This is a genomic window from Pseudomonas sp. NBRC 111132, assembly GCF_001320565.1.
Lineage (GTDB): Bacteria > Pseudomonadota > Gammaproteobacteria > Pseudomonadales > Pseudomonadaceae > Aquipseudomonas > Aquipseudomonas putida_P.
This window is the reverse complement of record NZ_BCBI01000028.1, coordinates 1-21,667: the sequence shown is the minus strand read 5'-3', so window position 1 is coordinate 21,667 and position 21,667 is coordinate 1. Positions and strand designations below refer to the sequence as shown.

Annotated in this window: 17 protein-coding genes and 1 pseudogene; 5 read left to right on the top strand and 13 right to left on the bottom strand. The window is 62.0% G+C overall.

Going from position 1 to position 21,667, the window contains the following annotated elements:
• Positions 1–30 precede the first annotated feature (30 nt).
• The 7 genes from APH35_RS29055 to APH35_RS14885 form a co-directional block, all read right to left on the bottom strand.
• Complete coding sequence (locus tag APH35_RS29055; RefSeq protein ID WP_012270146.1) at positions 31–207, bottom strand: hypothetical protein; 177 nt, start codon at positions 205–207, stop codon at positions 31–33.
• Positions 204–1,316 carry a PepSY-associated TM helix domain-containing protein gene (locus tag APH35_RS14910; RefSeq protein WP_012270147.1) on the bottom strand — a complete coding sequence of 371 codons (1,113 nt, stop codon included), beginning with the start codon at positions 1,314–1,316 and terminating at the stop codon, positions 204–206. The genes APH35_RS29055 and APH35_RS14910 overlap by 4 nt, the downstream gene beginning before the upstream one ends.
• 56 nt (positions 1,317–1,372) lie before the next feature.
• Positions 1,373–3,805: a TonB-dependent siderophore receptor gene (locus APH35_RS14905; RefSeq protein WP_060493157.1), complete on the bottom strand. Its 2,433-nt coding sequence runs from the start codon at positions 3,803–3,805 to the stop codon at positions 1,373–1,375.
• 218 nt (positions 3,806–4,023) lie between these two features.
• The gene (locus APH35_RS14900; protein ID WP_012270149.1) at positions 4,024–4,980 is read right to left on the bottom strand and encodes a FecR domain-containing protein; all 957 of its coding nucleotides are present in this window, start codon (positions 4,978–4,980) and stop codon (positions 4,024–4,026) included.
• Entirely contained in the window at positions 4,977–5,495 is a 519-nt protein-coding gene (locus APH35_RS14895) for an RNA polymerase sigma factor (RefSeq protein WP_012270150.1), read from the bottom strand. Before APH35_RS14895 ends, APH35_RS14900 begins: the two co-directional genes overlap by 4 nt.
• 201 nt (positions 5,496–5,696) lie before the next feature.
• Entirely contained in the window at positions 5,697–6,407 is a 711-nt protein-coding gene (locus tag APH35_RS14890; RefSeq protein ID WP_012270151.1) for a 3'-5' exonuclease, read from the bottom strand.
• Positions 6,404–8,341 carry a DUF294 nucleotidyltransferase-like domain-containing protein gene (locus APH35_RS14885; RefSeq protein ID WP_060515043.1) on the bottom strand — a complete coding sequence of 646 codons (1,938 nt, stop codon included), beginning with the start codon at positions 8,339–8,341 and terminating at the stop codon, positions 6,404–6,406. Before APH35_RS14885 ends, APH35_RS14890 begins: the two co-directional genes overlap by 4 nt.
• A gap of 116 nt (positions 8,342–8,457) precedes the next feature.
• Here APH35_RS14885 and APH35_RS14880 point away from each other — a divergent pair, with 116 nt between their 5' ends.
• Positions 8,458–8,994 carry a response regulator gene (locus APH35_RS14880; RefSeq protein WP_060515042.1) on the top strand — a complete coding sequence of 179 codons (537 nt, stop codon included), beginning with the start codon at positions 8,458–8,460 and terminating at the stop codon, positions 8,992–8,994.
• A 37-nt stretch (positions 8,995–9,031) separates the two neighbouring features.
• Here APH35_RS14880 and APH35_RS14875 read toward each other — a convergent pair whose 3' ends face one another.
• Positions 9,032–11,209, bottom strand: coding sequence for a malate synthase G (locus APH35_RS14875; protein WP_060493153.1), 2,178 nt, complete (start codon positions 11,207–11,209; stop codon positions 9,032–9,034).
• 449 nt (positions 11,210–11,658) lie between these two features.
• Between APH35_RS14875 and APH35_RS14870 the strand changes: the two genes are divergently transcribed.
• Positions 11,659–12,177: a glycine cleavage system protein R gene (locus tag APH35_RS14870; protein ID WP_060515041.1), complete on the top strand. Its 519-nt coding sequence runs from the start codon at positions 11,659–11,661 to the stop codon at positions 12,175–12,177.
• Positions 12,178–12,509: 332 nt separating this feature from the next.
• Here APH35_RS14870 and rarD read toward each other — a convergent pair whose 3' ends face one another.
• From rarD to APH35_RS14845, 5 genes are all read right to left on the bottom strand, one after another.
• Positions 12,510–13,397, bottom strand: a complete 888-nt coding sequence (gene rarD / locus APH35_RS14865; protein ID WP_012270156.1) for an EamA family transporter RarD — start codon at positions 13,395–13,397, stop codon at positions 12,510–12,512.
• 184 nt (positions 13,398–13,581) lie between these two features.
• Positions 13,582–16,026 carry a hypothetical protein gene (locus APH35_RS14860; RefSeq protein WP_060515040.1) on the bottom strand — a complete coding sequence of 815 codons (2,445 nt, stop codon included), beginning with the start codon at positions 16,024–16,026 and terminating at the stop codon, positions 13,582–13,584.
• A 272-nt stretch (positions 16,027–16,298) separates the two neighbouring features.
• The gene (locus APH35_RS14855) at positions 16,299–17,273 is read right to left on the bottom strand and encodes a serine/threonine protein kinase (RefSeq protein ID WP_012270159.1); all 975 of its coding nucleotides are present in this window, start codon (positions 17,271–17,273) and stop codon (positions 16,299–16,301) included.
• A 157-nt stretch (positions 17,274–17,430) separates the two neighbouring features.
• Positions 17,431–18,195 (bottom strand): TOBE domain-containing protein, encoded by a 765-nt coding sequence (locus APH35_RS14850; RefSeq protein ID WP_060493150.1) that lies wholly within the window; start codon positions 18,193–18,195, stop codon positions 17,431–17,433.
• 58 nt (positions 18,196–18,253) lie between these two features.
• The gene (locus tag APH35_RS14845; protein WP_060515039.1) at positions 18,254–18,985 is read right to left on the bottom strand and encodes a ComF family protein; all 732 of its coding nucleotides are present in this window, start codon (positions 18,983–18,985) and stop codon (positions 18,254–18,256) included.
• An 89-nt stretch (positions 18,986–19,074) separates the two neighbouring features.
• On the opposite strand from APH35_RS14845, the gene bioB reads away from it, so the two are divergent.
• The 3 genes and pseudogenes from bioB to APH35_RS14830 form a co-directional block, all read left to right on the top strand.
• Positions 19,075–20,133 (top strand): biotin synthase BioB, encoded by a 1,059-nt coding sequence (bioB, locus tag APH35_RS14840; protein ID WP_012270162.1) that lies wholly within the window; start codon positions 19,075–19,077, stop codon positions 20,131–20,133.
• A 1-nt stretch (position 20,134) separates the two neighbouring features.
• Positions 20,135–21,307, top strand: a complete 1,173-nt coding sequence (gene bioF / locus APH35_RS14835; protein WP_060515038.1) for an 8-amino-7-oxononanoate synthase — start codon at positions 20,135–20,137, stop codon at positions 21,305–21,307.
• A pseudogene (locus tag APH35_RS14830) lies at positions 21,300–21,667 on the top strand (alpha/beta fold hydrolase); the annotation flags it as partial. The gene bioF and the pseudogene APH35_RS14830, both read left to right, overlap by 8 nt.

Sequence of the window (21,667 nt, the reverse complement as noted above, 5' to 3'; positions counted from 1 at the left end):
TTCGGCAACACCCGGTTTCAGCGGGCTACCTCAGCGGCGCCACAGGCCGCGTATCGAGAACCACGCAGGTAGCCCAAGGCCAAGCCAGGACAGCCCGTCCCACCCGCCGTCACCGAGCAAGGCGGCGAACAGCCCCAGGGCCCCCAACAAGGCGATCAGCGCCGGCCAGGCGAAAATGCGCGCAGTGGTTTGCGACTTGTGGCTCATGCACGCGCCTCCCTGGGTTTGCGCTGCTTGCCCCACCACAGGTACAGGCCGCTGCAGAGCACGATGATGGTCAGCACGTCGAGCACAGCCCAGAGGATTTGCATCGGCCGCCCGCCGTAGTCGCCGAAATGCAAGGGTTGCGACAGGCCCATGGCGTCCATGTACCAGGGGCGCTCGCCGACTGCTGTAACCTCAAGGGTGCGCGCATCGATCAGTACCGGCGTGAACAGATGCGAGCTCAGGTGCGTGGCACCGTTCATGAACACCGCATAGTGGTGCTCGCTGGAGAAGCGCGTGCCGGGGAAGGCGATGAAATCCGGGCGCATGCCGGGGGCGGCCTGTTCGGCAATTTCCAGCAGGCGTGTGGCGGGTGCGCGCTCGGTGAGCGGCGGGGCGTCGCGGTAGGGGGCAACCATGGCGGCCAGGCTGTCGTTGCGCCAAGCCGCGATGACCAGGTCGGACAGGGCGCTGATCACACCGGTCACGCCTACCGTCAATGCCCAGGCCAGGGTGACCACGCCGATCAGGTTGTGCAGGTCCAGCCAGCGCAGGCGGCGGGACTTTTCGTGGCGCACGGTGCCGAAGTCCAGGCGGCGCATGAACGGCGCATAGAGCACGGTGCCAGAAACGATCGCGACGATGAACAATACACCCATGAAGGCCAGCAGCAGTTTGCCGGGCAAGCCGGCGAACATGTCCACGTGCAGGCGCAGCATCACCATCATGAAGCCGCCATTGGCGGCGGGCATGGCCACCGCTTCACCGGTACGGGCATCGAGCATGAAGGTGTGCGACAGGTTGGGGTCGGTGCCAGCGGTGGCGGCGGTGATGGCCACCACGCCGTTGGGTTCGTCCTCTTCGTAGCCAAAGTACTGCATGACCTCGCCGGGTCGGTGCTGCTGCGCTTTGAGTACGAGCTGCTGCAAATCGAGGTGTGGGGTGCCTGCTGGCATTTCACGCAGTTCGGGGGCGTCGCCGAGCAGGTGTTCGAGTTCGTGGTGGAAGATCAGCGGCAGGCCGGTGATTGCCAGTAACAGCAGGAACAGGGTACAGACCAAGCTGCTCCAGGTGTGGATCACGGACCAGCGGCGGATGGTTGGGCTTTTCATCACGGTACCGATTGTTGTCTGTTGGAGCCTGGGGCCGCAAAGCGGCCCCAGCTCACTCAGAACTTGTAAGTGGCGCTGGCGACAACGCTGCGCTCATCGCCGTAGTAGCAGTAGTACGAGTCACAGGTAGAGAGGTAATCCTTGTTCAACAGGTTGGTGGCAGTGACCGCCACCGACGCGCCCTTCAGGCTGGTGTCCAGGCGACCCAGATCGTAGTGCACGGATGCATCGAACACCGTGTAGGCCTTGGCCTTGCCCAGGTAGGTATTGCCTTGGTCGCCATAGGTATTGCCGGTGTAACGCGCGCCTAGGCCAATGCCAAAGCCGTCGAGCACGCCGGAGTGCCAGGTGTAGTCACCCCATACCGAGGCTTGCTGGTTCGGCATCAGCTGGAGGCGGTTGCCTTTGTACAGGCCGTCCTGTACTTCAGATTTTGCCAGGGTGTAAGCGGCAATCACTTTCAGGTTTTCGGTAACGTCGGAAACCGCTTCAAGCTCCAGGCCGTGAACTTTCACTTCGCCGGTCTGGCTGGTGACGGTTACGCCACCGACGTTGTTGGTGACCGAGACGTTCTTCTGGGTCAGGTCATACACGGCTGCCGACAGCAGGGTGTTGGAGCCCGGTGGTTGGTACTTGATGCCCAGCTCCCACTGCTGGCCTTCGGTCGGCTTGAGCGACTCGGTCGCTGAAGCGCTGGCATTGCTGGTAGGTTGGAACGACTCGGCATACGACAGGTACGGCACGAAGCCCGAATCGAAGACATAGCTGATGGCCGCGTTGCCGCTGAACTTCTTGTCGCGCTGGGTATTGGTGGCATCGCCCTGGTTGAAGTACTTGGTACCGGTATGCACCCAGTCCTCACGACCGCCCAAGGTCAGGCGCCAGTTGCCAAGCGCCATCTGGTCCTGGACATACAAGCCGGTCTGACGGGATTTCTGGTTGTAGTCGTAGAACGCCGTGGAGCGGTCCGGGCGAGTGATCGGCACCCCGTAGACCGGGTTGATGACATTGCTGTCCGGCACGTTGAAGCCGAAGATCGACAGGTAATTGGTGTTGATGCGCTGGTGGTCCAGGCCGAGCAGCAGGGTGTGGCTGATGTCGCCAGTGGTGAAGTCGGCCTGGAAGTTGTTGTCCACGGCGAACTGGCTGATGTCTTCGTCCGTGTTGGTGGACATGCGGCTGACCGTGCCATCGTCTTTCACCGGGCCACCGGGCTCGTAATAGCTGCCGGGCGTGATGGTCTGGAACGACAAGTCCGTCTTGGTGTAGCGCAGGTTCTGACGGAACTGCCAGACGTCGTTGATACGGTGCTCGAAGGCATAGCCCAGCGCGTAATAGGTGCGGTCGTAGAACTCGTAGTCCGGGTCACCGAGGTTCTTGTGGTGCGAGATTTTGCCGAATGGCATGTCGATCTTGGTGCCCTGGATAGGGCGGAACTGGCTGGTGGCACCGGTATCGTCGCGGGTGAACTGGGTGAGCAAGGTCAGCGTCGTGTCCTCGTCGATGTTCCAGGTCAGGCTCGGGGCAATGTTGTAGCGCTTGTCGTCGATGTGGTCGATCTGCGTGCCGCCGTCGCGGATTACCCCACTGACGCCATACAGAAAGCGGCCTTCATCGTCGATTTTGCCGGTGCTGGCGAAGTTGATCTGGCGATGGTTGTCGCTGCCGTACTGCAGTTCGATCTCATGCTCGCTTTCTGCTTGTGGGCGACGGCTGACCATGTCCAGCAGGCCGCCGGGTGGGGTCTGGCCATACAGCGAGGACGCCGGGCCGCGCAACAGGGCAAGGCGGTCGAGGTTCCAGGTTTCGGCTTTCGGGTTGGCGTACACACCGCGTGGCAGTGGCAGGCCGTCGAGGAACTGAGTGGGCTCGAAACCGCGCACGCGCATCCAGTCGTAGCGCGTGTCGCTGCCGAAGCTGGCGGACACGATGCCAGGCATGTAGCGCACGGCATCATCCAGGCTGTGCACGCCGCGGTCTTTCATCTGCTCGCGAGTGGCGACGGAAATGGAGCGAGGGACTTCGACCAGCGCGGTATCGGTCTTGGTGCCAGCGGCGGTGCGCTTGGCCAGGTATCCGTCTACCGGGCCCCAGGCGCTTTCAGAAACGCTCGCCGCGTCTACTGTGGTTTCTGGTAGCGCCAGGGTGCCATCCGGGACGGCCACCAGGCTGTAGCTGCCCGCGCTGCTCTGTTGCAACTGCAGGCCAGTACCGCGCAGGGCGGCTTGCAGGGCGCCGAGGCCGTCGTACTGGCCGCTTACCGGGGCCGAGGAGCGGCCGCTGACCAGTGCCGGGTCGATGGCCAAGGCAATACCGGCCTGGCTGGCGATCTGGTTGAGGGTGGTGGCCAGTGGCGCGCTGGGCAGGTTGTAGGCGCGCGGAGCGGACTGCTCGGCGGCGAACAAGGCAGTGCTGGCCAGCGGTGCGGCCACGGCGATGGCCAGGGCCATCAGGCTGGGGCGCAGGATACGATCTACGGCACGGGACATGCGGCGGTTCCTCGACGGGTAAGTGCTTGCTGCTTCCTTGCCGAGCGAGATTTGAAAAGTGACAGGGTGAATCTGAAAAAAAGTGAGAATTATTTGAAATTGGTTTTTGCCTGCATTGGCCGCTTCGCGGTTAACCCGCTCCCACAGGTGTTTCACACGGCCTGAAACCGGTGGGGGTCTGTGGGAAAGGGGTCACCCGCGATGAGGGCGGTGCGGGTTTATTTGGGAACGACGTTGACCCACCACTGGGTATGCCGCTCGATCTTCACCGGTAATGCCGGCACTAGCGATGCCAGCGCCAGATCGGTGTCGGTCAGCGGGAAGCTGCCGGTCACGCGCAGGTTGGCGACCCTGGCGTCCACCCCGAGGTAGCCGCTGCGGTACTGGCCCAGTGCTGCCAGCAGGTCGCCCAGGCGCACGTTGTCGACCACCAGCATGCCGCGGGTCCAGGCATCGGCACCGGCTGGCACCGTGCCGACCTGGCCGAGGCCGTTGGCATTCATCAGCACTTGCTGGCCTTCACGCAGCACGTGTTCGTCGCCGCTGTTATGCGGCATGGCGGCGACCGAGGCTTGCAGCACTTCCAGGCGTGTACCTTCAGCTTCGCGGCGTACCAGGAAGCGTGTGCCCAATGGCCGCAGGCGACCGTCGTCGGTGCGCACCAGCAGCGGGCGCGGGTCCTGGTGGCCGGTTTCGACCGAGATTTCGCCCTGGTGCAGCACAATCACCCGTTGTTCGCCGGCATAGTCGATATCCACGGCGGTGTGGGTGTTCAGGCTCAGCAGTGTGCCGTCTTCCAGGCGCAAGGTACGCAGTTCGCCCGTGGCGGTGCGCTGGTCGGCCAGCCAGTAGCTGGGCGCCAGCGACGGGGCACCGACCCAGGCCAGCAGCGAACCGAGCAGGAACATACCGGCCAGCCCGCCGCCAACCTTGCCGATGCGTCGCCGCAGGCCGACACGCGATTGCAGCAGGGCCTGGCGTGCCGGGCCGGCCGCAGCACTGACACGTTGGTCCATGGCGCCCAGCTGGCGCCAGGCACGCGCGTGTTCTTCGCTGGCGGCATGCCAACGCATGAACGCGTTGCGCTCATCCGGTGTGCCGCTGGCGTCGTCGAGGCTGAGTTTCCAGGCGATGGCGGCTTCCAGTACCCGGGACGAAACCGGTGCGTTGCTCACGTCGGCTCCCCGTACAGGGCCACGTAGCACTGGCGCATGCCTTGGGCGATGTACTGGCGCACACGCGATACCGAAACGCCCAGGCGCTCGGCGATTTCGGCATGGCCCATGCCGTCCAGCCGGTTATGCAGGAACGCCGCGCGGGCCTTGCTCGACAGCTTGCCGAGCAGGCGGTCGATGGCCTTGAGGTCTTCGAGGATCAGGTGCTGCACTTCTGGCGAGGGGTGTTCGGCTTCCGGGATCAGCGCCAGCTCGGCCAGGTAGGCCTGTTCCAGCGCGGCGCGGCGAAAGTGGTCGAACATCAGCCCCTTGGCCACGGCGGCGAGAAAGGCGCGGGGTTCGCGGGGTGTGTCCAGTCGCTCGCGACCCAGCAGGCGCACGAAGGTGTCCTGGCTCAGGTCTTCGGCACGTTGGCGGCAGGCCATGCTGCGTTGCAGCCAGGCGAGCAGCCAGCCGCGATGGTCGCGGTACAGCGAATCGACCAGATCGGCGTGTGGGCTCTGTGCAGAAGACAAGCAGCGTCCCCCCGGAACGAATGTATTAACTAACGATAATTATTCGCGATTGTTGCAGAGGGGAGGGGGTGGGTGCAATGGACGCTTATCGGATTGCCATCATGGGGAAGGGTGATGGGATTGGCTTGAGTGTTTTAGCGCCTGTGAAATCGAGCGCCCCCGGGCGGCGCTCGATTTCACAGGCCCTGCCGCACTCAAACCCTACAAACCGTGACTTTGCACGTTGCGCCGCCGCCACCTGCGCAGTCGCTGTTCCAGCTGCAACGGGCTGTCCAACTGCTGGCGCCGGGCCTGGCTGAACAGGATCAGTGCCAGCTCTGCAGTCACCTGGGCATCGGCGCTGGCGTGGTGGCGCTCTTCCACTTGCAAGCCAAAGCGCGCCACCCAGTCATCCAGCCCGGCTTCGCGCAACACCGTGTCGGGGTTGAGCATCGGCGCAAGCTCGGCAACGTCGAGAAAAACAGATTGCAAGCGATGACCAAGGCTTTCCTTCAACGCCCGTGCCAGCATGCGCTGGTCGAATGGTGCGTGAAACGCCAGCACCGGGCTGTCGCCCATGAAATCGAGCAAATCCAGCAAGGCCTCGGCTGGGTCGCAACCGGCAGCCAGAGCGCTGGGGCCCAAGCCGTGGATCAGCACGCTGGCGTTGGTTTTCTGCAACGGCCGGTGCAAGGTGCGCTCGAACTGCTGGGCAAAGTCGATGGCACCGTCCTCGATGGCCACCGCCCCGATCGACAGCACCTGGTCACGGTTGGGGTTGAGCCCGCTGGTTTCCAGGTCCAGCACCACCCAGCGCTGCTCGCGCAAACTGCACACACCCAGGGGCGCCGGCTTGGCGTGTCGGGCCAGGCGCTGGCGCGTGATGGAGTCCAGCTCGGGCGCACTGGGGCGCAGCCAGGCGAACAGGCTCATAGCTGATACCGCAAGGCCAGGCTGCTTTGCAGGCGCTGGGCCTGGCGCAGGGATTCGCGCAGGATGCGCCGGTCCAGGTGGTTGAGGCTGTCCGGGTCAAGCCGGTTGGAGTACGGCAGGTTGTCGCGGGTCTGACGCTGGTGCTGCTGCATGCGGGTTTGCTGGATGAAGTGGTAGGCCTCTTCATAGGCGGCGCCGTCCAGCGGCTCGATCACGCCCTTGGCCACCAACTGGCGCAGGCGTTCCAAGGTATTGCAAGCGCCAATGCCATTGGCCAGGGCCAGCAAGCGGGCGCCATCGACGAAGGGCGTCAGGCCCTGGACCTTGAGGTCGAGTGTGGCGGCCTTGTCATTACCTTGGCGGGTCAGCACGAACTCGCGCAGGCGGCCTACCGGCGGGCGCTGGCGCAGAGCGTTATCGGCCAGCATGCGTTGGAAGATACGGTTGTCGGCGACCTGCTGAAGCAGGCCCTGGCGCAGTTGCTCGCAGCCTTGTTCGTCGCCCCACACCACCCGCAGGTCGAAGTAGATGCTCGAACCCAGCAGGTTTTCCGGGCTGGCTTCACGGACGAAACCGGCAAAGCGCCGCGCCCATTCGTTGCGCGACAGGCACAAGTCAGGGTTGCCGGCCATGACGTTGCCCTTGCACAGGGTAAAGCCGCACTGGGCCAGACACTGGTTGATGTATTGCGCCAGTGGCAGCAGGCGGGCGCGGATGGCGTCGGCCTCGGCATTGTCGGCGGCTTCGAAGAGGATGCCGTTGTCCTGGTCGGTATGCAGGGTCTGTTCGCGTCGCCCTTCGCTGCCAAAGCACAGCCAGCTGAATGGCACGCCCGGGTCGCCACGCTCGGCCAGGGCCAGTTCGATTACCCGGCACACGGTGTGGTCGTTGAGCAAGGTGATGATCTGGGTGATCTGCGTCGACGATGCGCCATGGGCCAGCATGCGCTCGACCAGTTGGCTGATTTCACCGCGCAGCGAGACCAAGGTATCCAACCGAGGCGCATGGCGAATAGTGCGGGCCAGGTGTACCAGGTCGACCCGTTGCAGGGAGAACAGGTCGCGCTCGGAAACCACCCCGCACAGACGCCGGTTTTCCACCAGGCAGACATGGGCGATATGCCGCTCGGTCATGGCCATGGCCGCGTCGAAGGCGCTGGCCTGGGGGCTGAGGTAGAACGGCTTGGCGGTCATGTGACGGTCGATGGGCGCTCCCAGGTCGGCATCCTCCGCAGCCACCACCTGGCGCAGGTCGCGCAGGGTGAATATGCCGATGGGGTAGCGCTGCGGGTCGACCACCACGATGCTGCCAACCTGTTGCTCGTGCATCAGCCGCACGGCTTCGCGCAGGGACGTGTCGCCGCTGCACACCACCGGGTGACGCATGGCCAGTTCGCCCAAGGGCGTGTTCAACGAGTACTGGGTACCGAGGGTTTCCACCGCACGCTGGCGTACCTGTTGGTTGACCTGGTCAAGCAGGCTGCTGACCCCGCGCAGTGCAAAATCCCGAAACACTTCAGACATCGAGAACACGCGGATGAACGCGGCCTTGTTCAACTGCAGGCAGAAGGTGTCCTCACCGGCCAGGTGCTCGGTGCGGGTCGCCCGCTCGCCCAGCAGGGCGGCCAGCGGGAAGCATTCGCCACTGGTGATTTCGAAGGTGGTCTCCACGCCAGGCTTGACCAGGTGCTGGCGCTCGCCAACCACGCGGCCCTGCTTGACGACGTAGAAGTGCTCGACCGGCCCATCGGCAGGTTTGACGATGCTTTCGCCACCGGCGTAGAAGCGCAGCTGGCACTGCTCGACCAGGTAGGCCAGGTGGCTGTGCTCCATCTGGTTGAACGGCGGAAAGCGCTGCAGAAACTGCAGGGTGCCTTGAATGTTCTGCAGTACTGCTGTCCTGCCCGCCTGGCTGTAGGCGTCCTTTTTGCTCATGAAACTGACCGTATCGCTACGCCGAACTATATATATCTATATATAGGTGCCGGCCCTGTTGTTTTCTGCCTCCATGGTCGGCTTGCGGCGGGGTGGTGCCCATTGGACGTAAGTCTATGAGTGCCCCTGTCAGAGACCCGACGAAAGGCGAAACGGGTTACGCAAGTAATGCGGTCCTAATGCTGAAGCGGAATTTTTTTGACGAGATGGCCATGCCTGAGCAAACCGACATCCTGAGCGACGCCGAACGCGAGGCATTGGCCGTGGTGAGTGCGCCTGTCGCGCCCAGGCCGTTGGTGCTGGTGGTGGATGACAACGCGGTGAACCGCGAGGCGTTGATCCTGTATCTGAAAAGCCGGGGCATCGATGCGGTCGGGGCGGACGGGGCGGAGGAAGCCAGGTTGTACCTGCATTACCAGCAGCGCATCAGTTTGATGATCACCGATTTACGCATGCAGCCCGAAGATGGCCTGGGCTTGATCCGCACGATTCGTGAGTCGGAGCGGGCGGCGTTGTCGATCATCGTGGTGTCGGGCGATACCGATGTGGAGGAGGCGGTGGACGTGATGCACCTGGGGGTGGTGGACTTCCTGCTCAAGCCGGTAGACCTGGGCAAGCTGTTGGAACTGGTGAAGAAAGAACTGAAAATGTAGAGATGTAAAAAGGGGCCGCAATGCGGCCCCTTGTGGTTTACAACCCGTTACGCGCCTTGAACTCGCGGCGACGGCGGTGCAGCACCGGCTCGGTATAGCCGTTCGGCTGCTTGCCACCTTCCACTACCAGCTCCACGGCCGCCTGGAACGCGACGTTGTCGTCGAAGTTCGGCGCCATCGGACGGTACAGGGCGTCGCCAGCGTTCTGCTGGTCAACCACCACGGCCATGCGCTTGAGGCTTTCCAGCACCTGCTCCTGGCTGACCACGCCGTGGCGCAGCCAGTTGGCCAGCAGCTGGGCGGAGATGCGCAGGGTGGCACGGTCTTCCATCAGGCCGACGTTGTTGATGTCCGGCACCTTCGAGCAACCCACGCCCTGGTCGATCCAGCGCACCACGTAGCCGAGGATGCCCTGGGCGTTGTTGTCCAGCTCGTTGCGGATTTCTTCGGCCGACCAGTTGGTGTCGGCGGCCAGCGGGATGGCCAGAATGTCGTCCACCGAGGCCGGGGTACGCGAAGCCAGTTCACGCTGACGCGCCTGCACGTCCACCTTGTGGTAGTGCAGGGCGTGCAGGGTGGCGGCAGTCGGCGACGGCACCCAGGCGGTGTTGGCACCGGCCAGTGGGTGGGCGATTTTCTGCTCGAGCATGGCTGCCATCAGGTCAGGCATGGCCCACATGCCCTTGCCGATTTGCGCACGGCCTTGCAGGCCGGTGGCCAGGCCAACGTCGACGTTGTTGTTCTCGTAGGCGCCGATCCATTTCTCGTTCTTCATGGCGCCCTTGCGCACCACGGCGCCGGCTTCCATCGAGGTGTGGATTTCATCGCCAGTGCGGTCGAGGAAACCGGTGTTGATGAACGCCACGCGCTCGGCGGCCGCCTTGATGCAGGACTTGAGGTTGACCGTGGTACGGCGCTCCTCGTCCATGATGCCGACCTTGACGGTGTTGCGCGGCATGCCCAGCAGGTCTTCGACCTGGCTGAAGATTTCGGCGGCGAAGGCCACTTCTTCCGGGCCGTGCATTTTCGGCTTGACGATGTACACGCTGCCGCTGCGGGTGTTCTTGCGGCTGGTGTTGCCGTTGAGGTTGTGCAGGGCGATCAGGTTGGTGAACAGGCCGTCCTGGATACCTTCGGGGATTTCGTTGCCTTGGGCATCGAGTACCGCCGGGTTGGTCATCAAGTGGCCAACGTTGCGCACGAACAGCAGCGAACGGCCGTGCAGCGTCACGCTGCCACCGTTGGGCGCGGCGTACTCGCGGTCCGGGTTCATGGTGCGGGTGAAGGTTTTGCCACCCTTGCTCACGGTTTCGGCCAGGTCACCTTTCATCAGGCCCAGCCAGTTGCGGTAGACGACTACCTTGTCGTCGGCGTCGACGGCGGCAACCGAGTCTTCGCAGTCCATGATGGTGGTCAGTGCCGACTCCATCAGGATGTCTTTCACGCTGGCGGCGTCGGTGCTGCCGACCGGGGTGTTGGCATCGACCTGGATTTCGAAGTGCAGGCCGTTGTGCTTGAGCAGCACGGCGGTCGGTGCGGCGGCGTCACCGTGGAAGCCGATCAGCTGGGCATCGTCGCGCAGGCCGCTGTTGCTGCCGCCTTTGAGGGCAACGACCAGCTTGCCGCCTTCGATGCGGTAGCCGGTGGAGTCGACGTGCGAGCCGGCAGCCAGTGGCGCGGCTTCATCGAGGAAGGCGCGGGCAAAGGCGATGACCTTGTCGCCACGCACCTTGTTGTAACCCTGGCCTTTTTCGGCGCCGCCTTCATCGCTGATGGCGTCGGTGCCGTACAGGGCGTCGTACAGCGAACCCCAGCGGGCGTTGGCGGCGTTCAGGGCGAAGCGGGCGTTCATCACCGGAACGACCAGCTGCGGGCCGGCCATGTGGGCGATTTCTTCGTCCACGTTCTGGGTGGTGGCCTGGAAATCGTCAGCTTGTGGCAGCAGATAGCCGATTTCCTGGAGGAATGCTTTGTAGGCTACGGCGTCGTGGGCCTGGCCTTGGCGTGCCTGGTGCCAGGCGTCGATCTTGGCTTGCAGCTCGTCGCGCTTGGCGAGCAGGGCTTTGTTCTTTGGAGCGAGGTCATTGATGATCTTCTCTGCACCCGCCCAGAACTGCTCGGCGACGATGCCGGTCCCTGGGATGGCTTCGTTGTTCACGAAGTCGTACAGGACCTTGGCGACCTGAAGGCCACCGACTTGAACGTATCCAGTCATTGCTTGCCTCACTCTGCTCAGCTATTTCGCTCTTCTGTATTAAGCCTGTAGCGCTTCTCTAAACACGGCACCCGTGCGTGCTCCCCGGTTGTGCCGGGCGCGGCTGGGTGCGGCCGGCCAGACGGGCTGGCGGGCAGTGTGCGTATTTTCACAGGCGCCTTGGCAGACATCCAAACGACGTTTTGTAGTCCGCGCCACGGGATACTACATGAAGCAGTAGGCGGGGCAAAATCAGACTAAAAGCGCCGTTCTGCGACCCGTTGGTCGCGTATGGTCACGCTGGGAGTGGGTATGTTCGCAAAAAACAGGTGGATTGTTCCAGATAAATCTTGAAACAGTACACGATTCGTTGTGCGGATTGCCCTGCGGCAGGTTGCCGCGCCTTGCCTATACTGAGTCGATCCCCCGATTTTCTGCCGCCCGGCGCGGTTCGACACGAGGAAGGGCTTGTGGATCATCTTGTACTGACTGTTATTGCCCCTGACAAGGCCGGCCAGGTCGAACGCATTGCCCAGTGCATCGCCGACCACAGTGGCAATTGGCTGGAAAGCCGCATGTCGCGCATGGCCGGGCAGTTTGCCGGCATCTTGCGGGTGGCGGTGCCGGCCGAAAACTACGCAGAACTGGTGGCCTCACTGCAGGGGCTGGCCCGGTATGACATTCGCGTGCTGATTGCCGAAAGCGGGATCGAGCCGTCGTGTACCTGGAAGCCGATTGCCATGGAGCTGGTGGGTAATGACCGGCCGGGGATCGTGCGAGACATTACGCGGTTGCTGGCGGATCTGGGGGTGAACCTTGAGCGGTTCAGCACTGAGGTGCGGCCTGCGCCGATGAGCAGCGAGCCTCTTTTCCATGCCGATGCGTTGCTGGCGCTGCCGTTGACCCTGTCGCTGGATGAACTGCAGCAAAAGTTGGAGAGCCTGGCGGATGACTTGATGGTGGAGTTGCAGTTGCGGGCGGAGGATTGATCCGAGATTGCCGGGGCCGCTGCGCGCCCCATCGCGACACAAGGCCGCTCCTACAGGGGTTACGCGGTCCCCTGTAGGAGCGGCCTTGTGTCGCGATGGGCTGCAAAGCAGCCCCCTGCGGTTATCCCGATATCACGGGGAAGGCCCTGTGGATAACCTGGGGGTGTACCTCTCCAGCCCAAGCACTGTGCGCCTTACACGGTTTTGATCAAAAAACACCCAGAAATCAGCAGCTTGTGCACAAAGCACGGGGAAGAGGGTGTGGATAACCTTTGGAGATGTTGCCGCAGGCCACGAGCCACGTGGCCTGCGCAGATTTGATTATTTTTTGATCAGCTGCGCTTGCGCAAATTCCACCAGGCATCGACGCTGTAAATCGCCAATCCCGCCCAAATGAACATGAACGCCACCAAGGTGCTCGACGACAAATGCTCATCGAACAGCAGCACAGCTTGCAGCAGCACCAAGGTCGGCGCCAGGTACTGCAAGAAGCCCAGGGTGGTATACGGCAGGTGCCGCGCCGCAGCGTTGAAGCACACCAGCGGCACCAGCGTTACTGGCCCGGCAGCCATCAACCACAGTGCTTCGCTGCTGGTGTAGAACGCCCCCTGGGCACTCATCGCCGCCGGGTGCAGCAGCAGCCAGCCCAGGGCCAGCGGCACCAGCATCCAGGTTTCCACCACCAGCCCCGGCAGTGCGGCCACCGGTGCCTGCTTGCGGATCAGCCCATAAAAGCCAAAGCTCAGTGCCAGCACCAGCGACACCCAAGGCAGGCTGCCCACTTGCCACACCTGCTGGGCCACACCCACGGCGGCCATGCCCACCGCCAGCCATTGCAGGCGGCGCAGGCGCTCGCCAAGAATCAGCATGCCCAGCAACACATTGATCAGCGGGTTGATGTAGTAACCCAGGCTGGCCTCAAGCATGCGCCCGTTGTTCACCGACCACACGTAAGTCAGCCAGTTACCGGCGATCAGTGCCCCGCTCAACGCCAGGATGCCCAGCCGGCGTGGGTTGTCGCGCAGCTCACGCCACCAGCCGGGGTGTTTCCACACCAGTAGCAGCAGCGAGCCGAACAGTGCTGACCAGAGCACCCGGTGGACGATGATCTCCACCGCCGGGACGCTCTGTATCGCCTTGAAGTAAATGGGGAACAGGCCCCAGATGATGTAGGCGCTCAGGCCCAAAGTGTACCCGCGACGCGGGTTTGCGGCGTGCATGCAGAATCCTTGCTCAGCTAGCTAAATATAGCGCGGGGTATTTCAGCACAGGTTGGCCGGTTGTGCTGCGACGAATTAAATGTGGGAACGAGGGCTTGGCCCTGGTTTTTGGAGGTCGTGACATTGATACCTGAACCGGCAATGATCGCTGCATCGATCATTGCCGGTTGTTGAACGACTGGCGTTAAACCGCCTTGGCTTCATCAGGCGCATGAAGCGCCATGAACTGTTCAACGTCGATGAAGGGCAGTGGCAGGATCATGCTGGCGTAATCTTCTGTTACGTCGTTTGTTGCCACAATAACGGCGTACTCTTCCGCCTTTGATGGGTCTGGTGTGTAAACACCGTCGATGCAGGTGCCGCTACCGACGCGAACGTGCCACGACGTATTTTCTGGGTCCACCAGCTCTGCGGGTCTGCTTTTCGGCTTCCACCAAAACTCAAACCTCACACCTTCGCCAGCCCGCGTGGCCTCCAGCCAGTGATTGTCTTGAATAGCTATCGGCAGGAGTACATCAACGTACTTGCTGGTGGCCCCACTGCTGACCTTGATGCGGCTGTGGCGTATGTACATATCGAGCAATGGCATGCTGTCGTCCCAGTCTGGGACTTCGCCTACAGTGGGGGCTAGATACCTTTTCGACGCTTGTGCCAAAGGGTCGCCGTTGTCGATGTCCTCAAGCTTGCCAAACCCTTCGACGGCCCAGTTGATCGCGCCTTTGTTCATCTCGCCCGCCAGGATATCGTTGTAGGCACCGAGATTCAGCGTCATGACGGACGGATAGACACTCACGGTAGTTCGCAGCACGCTTACCAGGGCATGGGCAACATTATCGCCAGACTTGGCAGTTACGATGACCTTGATGAAGCTGTCGTCGAACGTATCGGCAGCGGGTGCAGTGTACACACCCGTTCCAGGGTCGATCTCACCTTTCAGGTCGTCACCGGTGTAATCAGGGAGGTGCTGTACGCTCCAGACTACGCCTGGGGTAGCGGGCTCGGTCGTGAAGGCAATGCGGCCACCGGTCAGTACGCTTGTTTCACCTTGATCGATCGCGGTGTTGTCACTTGTGGAAATGCTGAACTTGGTGCGATCAGGGGCCAATTGACCTACCGTGAGCAAATCATTTGGCCAATGCACGGAGTCAAGGGCAACCTGGGAGTTTCGGAATAGCAGTGATGATAGGATGAACGTGTCAATCTCCACGTCAAGCGTTGTAAATCCAGACATGATGCTATCCAGAAACTCTTTAAACTTGGGTTCGGACCGTTCGTAGCAAAGGCGGTATACTCTTTCGCCATAATGCACGTGTTTCCCAAGGTCTCCGGTGGCCATCAAGTTATAGGTGTAGTCCTGTTTGGTTTTTTCGAGTGCCAGCGAATGCTTGCCTTCAATTGTTTCAATGGTGAACTTGTATTCAAGGCGTATGCTCCAGCTGTTTACAAATTCGCCGTCCTCTATAATCGGATCGAGACCCGAGCGCGGTGTATATGCCCTTCCAGCTGCGCGATGTTCGTCGTTCCAATCGACGATCATTAGGTCGTTTTTGAAAGTTATTCTAAAATTTTTGGCTGTGTCATGTTCGGGGGGGCAGGTGTAGGTGGCGTTGTATTTGGTGAATGTTGTGACGTTTGGCCCAGCGTTGTCATAAAATTCAAAGCCATCAATAGAGAGTTCTCCCGTTGCCCTGTAGCCTAAGCCGCCTGTAAGTAGGGGTGCCCAGTCAAGTAGACTGATACCCGAAGCAGATTCCTTCAGTTGTTTGATTATCAGATTTTTCGTTATGAAATCAGAGTTGATCAGCACGTTTGCACTGTAACCGTCTGGCAAGAGGTATGGCAGCTTGTCGTTTCGATCGGGTGGGATGGCATTCGAACTGTCGAACCCTTCGAGCTCTACAAATAAAACAACGGCCCCGTCACCAAAGGACGCCTGGTTTCTAAGCCGTGTGCCGGGTGCGCCGTGGGTGCGAATCTTGAAATCCTTTGGCTTGAGTATAAGGTCTGCTAGATTAGCCAGTTCACCCAGTGTGTACTCGATGATTTCTCGCTGTCCGGGTTGTACCGTGTAGGCTTCAAAGTATTCTTTGAAATGCAACCCCAGTTTGTCTAGTTCGAATTGTGTTGTGCCACCGTAGAAGGCATAGTTAGTACCTGCAGCATAGCTGAAGTAAACTCTGCCATTCTCCGATACTGCATTCCTAGTGTTTTTCAACTCGATATCGAATACAAGCGATGGCCCATTGATAGGGGAAGCCGTCGCCAAGCGTGTGACCTGCCGGCGCGTGCTGCCTACCGCTTGACTTAGCTGAAGCTGCTTGCCTCTGACCGTTCGCATCATCAGCGTAGCTTTAGAATCGCTGAGGTCTGCATTCTCAAATGTCAGCCTTGGCTGGTCCAGGCAGAAGTCACTCAACTGATGATAAGAAACGCCTGATTCGATATCGACCTCACTGTTCATCGGGTCCAGGAATAGCTCTCCCGTGTAGCGCTCAATAAACTCCTGTTTCAGTACATTGTTTGCTGTTTTTCTATCGAATGCCACGATCACGGGGTAGCCAAAATTTTTCCGTGCTTTGGCTATCTCGTTCAGAAAATCTTCAAGTGACTGGCGTACAAAATTATTCATCGTCTTCTCTCTTTAATTAAGCTGCCTGCAAGGCGCCCCGTTCCAGCCTGGTTATGAGGCGGCCAGTGGTAGCCGACAGGGGGCGCTAGTTGGCTTGCCAACATTAATTTGAGTGGTCCGCTTAATATTTTCTACGCCTGCTTTAATTATTTGCCTACTGGCAAAAATGCTAGGTGTTCAGCCCATAGAGAAGTTTCAGGTGGGGTGCCGGCATCTCGCCTGCCGGCTGGCGTGTCAGGGTATTGCTAGCTAAATCATTTCTGATGCAAGCACTAGAACAACTTCAGCGGTGGTTCGTCCAACGCGGCCATCTGCTCGCGCAGGGCAAGAATCTGGTCGCCCCAGTAACGTGGCTGGCCGAACCACGGGAAGCTGGGTGGGAATGCCGGGTCGTCCCAGCGCCTTGCCAACCAAGCGCTGTAGTGCAACTGACGCAGGGCGCGCAGGGGCTCGATCAAGGCCAGTTCGCGCGGGTCGAAGTCGTGGAACTCGTTGTAGCCGTCGATCAGCTCGGCCAGCTGCCCAAGGCGCTCCTCGCGGTTGCCGGCCAGCATCATCCACAGATCTTGTACCGCCGGGCCCATGCGGCAATCGTCGAGGTCGACCACGTGGTACACCTCGTCGCGGTGCATCAGGTTGCCGGGGTGCAGGTCGCCGTGCAGGCGGATGAGCTGATGCGGTGTACGGGCGTAGATGTCCTCCACCCGCTTGAGCAGGTCGCGTGCCACGGACTCGAAGGCCGGCAACAGTTCGCGAGGGACAAAACCACCTTCCAGCAGGGTGTTCAGCGAGGCGTGGCCGAAGTTGTCCACAGCCAGGGCTTCACGGTGCTCGAATGGCCTGCTGGCACCCACGGCATGCAGACGGCCGAGCAACTGGCCAAGGCGGTAAAGCTGATCGAGGTTGCCTGGCTCCGGGGCATGGCCGCCGCGGCGGGGGAACAGTGTGAAACGGAAGCCCTGGTGTTCGAACAGGGTGCGGCCGTCGTGCTGCATCGGCGCAACCACCGGCACTTCACAGTCGGCCAGTTCAGCGGTGAAGCTGTGTTCCTCAAGAATGGCCGCATCGCTCCAGCGGCCTGGGCGGTAGAACTTGGCGATCAGCGGCTGCGCGTCTTCGATGCCCACCTGGTAGACGCGGTTCTCGTAGCTGTTCAGCGCCAACACGCGGGCATCGCTGAGGAAGCCCAGGCTTTCCACGGCGTCCAGGACCAGGTCGGGGGTGAGGGTGTCGAAGGGGTGGGACATGATGGCTCCGGGGATAGGCGGCATGGAGCCCATGGTACAGCGTTATACCTGTACCGGCCTCTTCGCGGCTAAAGCCGCTCCCACAGGTTTTGTGAGCATCCTTCAGGCGACGCGGTCCCTGTGGGAGCGGCTTTAGCCGCGAAGAGGCCCGCCCAGGCTATGCAGGTACCCCGATCAGCACAACGGACGGATTAAACTGCACCCGCACCGAACTACCAGCCGCCACTTGTAGCCCGGCCAACCAATCCGCTTCGGCAATGGCACACAGCGTCTGCCCATTACCCAATGCCAGTCGGACCTCGCTGGGCCCGTCATCCGCTGCCAACACTTCTTCCACCGTAGCACTCAAGCAGTTGCTGCCGACCTCGGCTTGCTCCCCCTGCGCCAACAACCGCACCCACCCGGCCTTGAGCAGCGCTACTACCATCGTCCCCAGCGTCAGCTCCAGCCGCGCGGTGCTGTCGTGCGTGATCAGCGCGTCGATTTCCAGCCCGCCGCCCAACGCCAGGCTGACGCGGTCATACCGGCCCTCGCGGCGCAGGCCGCTGACCTGGCCCTGCAGCTGGTTGCGCGCACTGGTGCGCAGCATCAGGCGCCCGAGCAGGTCGAGGTCGCTGGACTCTTCGGCGGCTTCGAGGATTTGCGCCTGCAGGGCCTGCAACCTTTGATACAGGCGCAGCACCCGCTCGCCTTCCGGCGACAAGCGCGCACCGCCACCACCTCGACCACCGGTGCTGCGCTCGACCAGGGGTTGGCTGGCCAGGTTGTTGAGCTCGTCGATGGCATCCCAGGCCGCCTTGTAGCTGATGCCCGCTGCCTTGGCGGCGCGGGTGATCGAGCCTTGTTCGGCAATGTGCTGCAGCAGCGCGATGCGCTGGGGGCGGCGGGCGATGTGCTGGGTAAGCAGAGTAGGCAGCGGCATGAGCATTGAGTCGTTGTAGGTGATGGGCCTGAAGGTGAATTGTGTAGGACTGCACAGGTCATGCATACCCTGGTTTGGGCGTGCGTGCCAGGCAATACACATCTACCTGTCGCGCTCCGGCCTTGCGCAGCACCTGAGCAATGGCCTGCGCGGTGGCACCGGTGGTCAACACATCGTCGACAACAGCGACATGCTTACCTGTCAGCTTGCCAGTGACCGCAAACGCCTGACGCAAGTTGCGTCGCCTTGCCTTGGCAGTCAGCTGTTGCTGCGCAGTCGTTTCGCGCGTGCGCATCAGCAATCGCTCATCGCAAGGTAGCCGCAGTTGCGAAGACAACCAACGCCCAAGCATCCCCGCCTGGTTGAACCCTCGCTCGCGCAGTCGACGGCTTGCCAAGGGCACAGGCAACAGCAGGTCTGGGCGCGGTAGCCCTTCGGCAAAGCGGTGCAGCAGCCCATGCCCGAGTAACTCGGCCATCAAGCGCCCCAATGGCCATTGACGATTGTGCTTGAAGCGGCTGATCAACGTGTCCACCGGAAAGCCGTAGTGCCACAGGGAAATGACCTGATCGAAGGCCGGCAAGCGGCGGCAGCACTGGGCGCAAGTCAGCCCGGCCATGGGCAAGGGCAGGGCGCAATGCTGGCAGTGATCACCCAGCCAGGGCAGTTCCTGCTCGCAGGCGGTGCACAATGGGTAGCGCTGCTCGGCAGGCTCATCGCACAGTAAACAGATTTGATTAATAAGTGAGCACTTGTAAACCAGCCTTTTCCAGTGTGGTTGACAGTTCATAGGCCTTCCATGACTATGCGAGCTATCCGTGATGCGCTGGCGGGCTTTCCTGTCCCGGCGCCAGCTACAGCCTAAACAAGGAAACGCCGATGAGCGCCAGCACAACTGCAACAACACGTCACGACTGGTCCCTGGCCGAGGTCAAGGCGCTGTTCCAGCAACCGTTCAATGACTTGCTGTTCCAGGCGCAGACCGTACACCGCGCGCATTTCGACCCAAACCGCGTGCAGGTTTCGACTTTGCTGTCGATCAAGACCGGTGCCTGCCCGGAAGATTGCAAATATTGTCCCCAGTCCGGCCACTACAACACCGGGCTGGAAAAACAGAAACTGATGGAAGTGCAGAAGGTGCTGGAAGAGGCCGCCCGGGCCAAAGCCATCGGTTCTACCCGCTTCTGCATGGGAGCGGCCTGGAAGCACCCGTCGGCCAAAGACATGCCCTACGTGTTGGAGATGGTCAAAGGTGTGAAGGCCATGGGCCTGGAAACCTGCATGACCCTCGGCAAGCTCGACCAGGATCAGACCCTGGCCCTGGCCCAGGCTGGCCTGGACTACTACAACCACAACCTCGACACCTCGCCGGAGTTCTACGGCAGCATCATCACCACCCGCACCTATGGCGAGCGCCTGCAGACCCTGGCCTACGTGCGCGATGCCGGAATGAAGATCTGCTCCGGTGGCATCCTGGGCATGGGCGAGTCGCTGGACGACCGCGCCGGCCTGCTGATCCAGCTGGCCAACCTGCCCGAGCACCCGGAATCGGTACCGATCAACATGCTGGTCAAGGTGGCCGGCACACCGCTGGCCGAGGAAGAAGACGTCGACCCGTTCGACTTCATTCGCATGCTGGCCGTGGCCCGTATCCTCATGCCCAAGTCGCACGTGCGCCTGTCCGCAGGCCGCGAGCAGATGAACGAGCAGATGCAGGCCTTGGCCTTCATGGCTGGCGCCAACTCGATTTTCTACGGCGAAAAACTGCTGACCACCGCCAACCCGCAGGCCGACAAGGACATGCAACTGTTCGCACGCCTGGGCATCAAGCCCGAAGCGCGGGAAGAGCACGCCGATGAAGTGCATCAGGCGGCCATCGAGCAGGCGCTGGTCGAACAGCGCAGCAGCGAGATGTTCTACAACGCTGCATCGGCCTGATATGGCCTTCGACCTGGCAGCGCGCCTGGCCGAACGGCGCGCCGCAGACCTGTATCGGCAGCGGCCACTATTGGAAAGCCCGCAGGGGCCGGAAGTAGTGGTCGATGGCCAACGCTTGCTGGCCTTCTGTAGCAATGACTACCTGGGTTTGGCCAACCACCCCGAGGTTATCTCTGCCTGGCAGGCCGGCGCCGAGCGCTGGGGTGTGGGCGGCGGTGCCTCGCACCTGGTGGTCGGCCACAGCACGCCGCACCACCAGGTTGAAGAGGCGCTGGCCGAACTGACCGGGCGTCCGCGCGCGCTGTTGTTCTCTACCGGCTACATGGCCAACCTGGGCGCCATCACCGCGCTGGTGGGGCAGGGTGACACGGTGCTGCAAGACCGACTGAATCATGCCTCGCTGTTGGATGGCGGGTTGCTCAGCGGTGCGCGCTTCAACCGCTACTTGCACAACGACTCAGCGAGCCTGGCCAGCCGCCTGGACAAGGCCGTCGGCAATACCCTGGTGGTGACTGATGGTGTGTTCAGCATGGACGGCGACCTGACCGACCTGCCGGCGCTGGCCGATGTCGCCCGTGGCCGTGGCGCCTGGTTGATGGTCGACGATGCCCATGGCCTGGGTACCTTGGGCGCACAAGGCGGCGGTATCGTCGAGCACTTCGGCCTGGGCGTGGCTGATGTACCGGTCTTGATCGGCACGCTGGGCAAGGCCTGCGGTACCGCAGGTGCCTTTGTTGCCGGCAGCGAAGAGTTGATCGAGGCACTGGTGCAGTTCGCCCGGCCCTACATCTACACCACCAGCCAGCCACCGGCGCTGGCCTGCGCTACGCTCAAAAGCCTGGAGCTGCTGCGCCGCGAAACCTGGCGCCGTGAGCACCTGGCCGCGTTGATTCGCCAGTTCCGCGAAGGCGCGCAGCAGATCGGGCTGCAACTGATGGACAGCCCGACGCCGATCCAGCCCATCGTGATCGGCGACAGTGCGCAGGCCTTGCGCCTGTCACGCATGCTGCGCGAGCGCGGCTTGCTGGTGACGGCTATCCGTCCGCCTACCGTGCCGGCGGGTAGCGCCCGTCTGCGGGTAACCTTGAGCGCCGCGCACAGCGAGGCGCAGGTGCAGCTATTGTTGAATGCATTGGCCGAGTGTTATCCACAACTGGAGAACGCCGATGCGTAATCGACTTGTTCTGCTGCCTGGTTGGGGCCTGGGCATTGCTGCCCTTGAGCCGCTGGCAGCCAGCCTGCGCGCCCAGGACGCCCGCCTGCAGGTAGAGCTGATGCCCTTGCCGGAATTGCCTCACAGCGATGTGGAGGGCTGGCTTGACCACCTCGACCGCAAGTTGCCGGCGGATGTCTGGCTGGGCGGCTGGTCGTTAGGCGGCATGCTCGCCAGCGCCCTCGCGCACAAGCGTGGCGACCACTGCTGCGGCCTGCTGACCCTGGCCAGCAACCCCTGTTTCGTGGCCCGCGCGGACTGGCCGCATGGCATGGCCGAAGACACCTTCGGCACCTTCCTCGACGGCTGCCGCAGCCATAC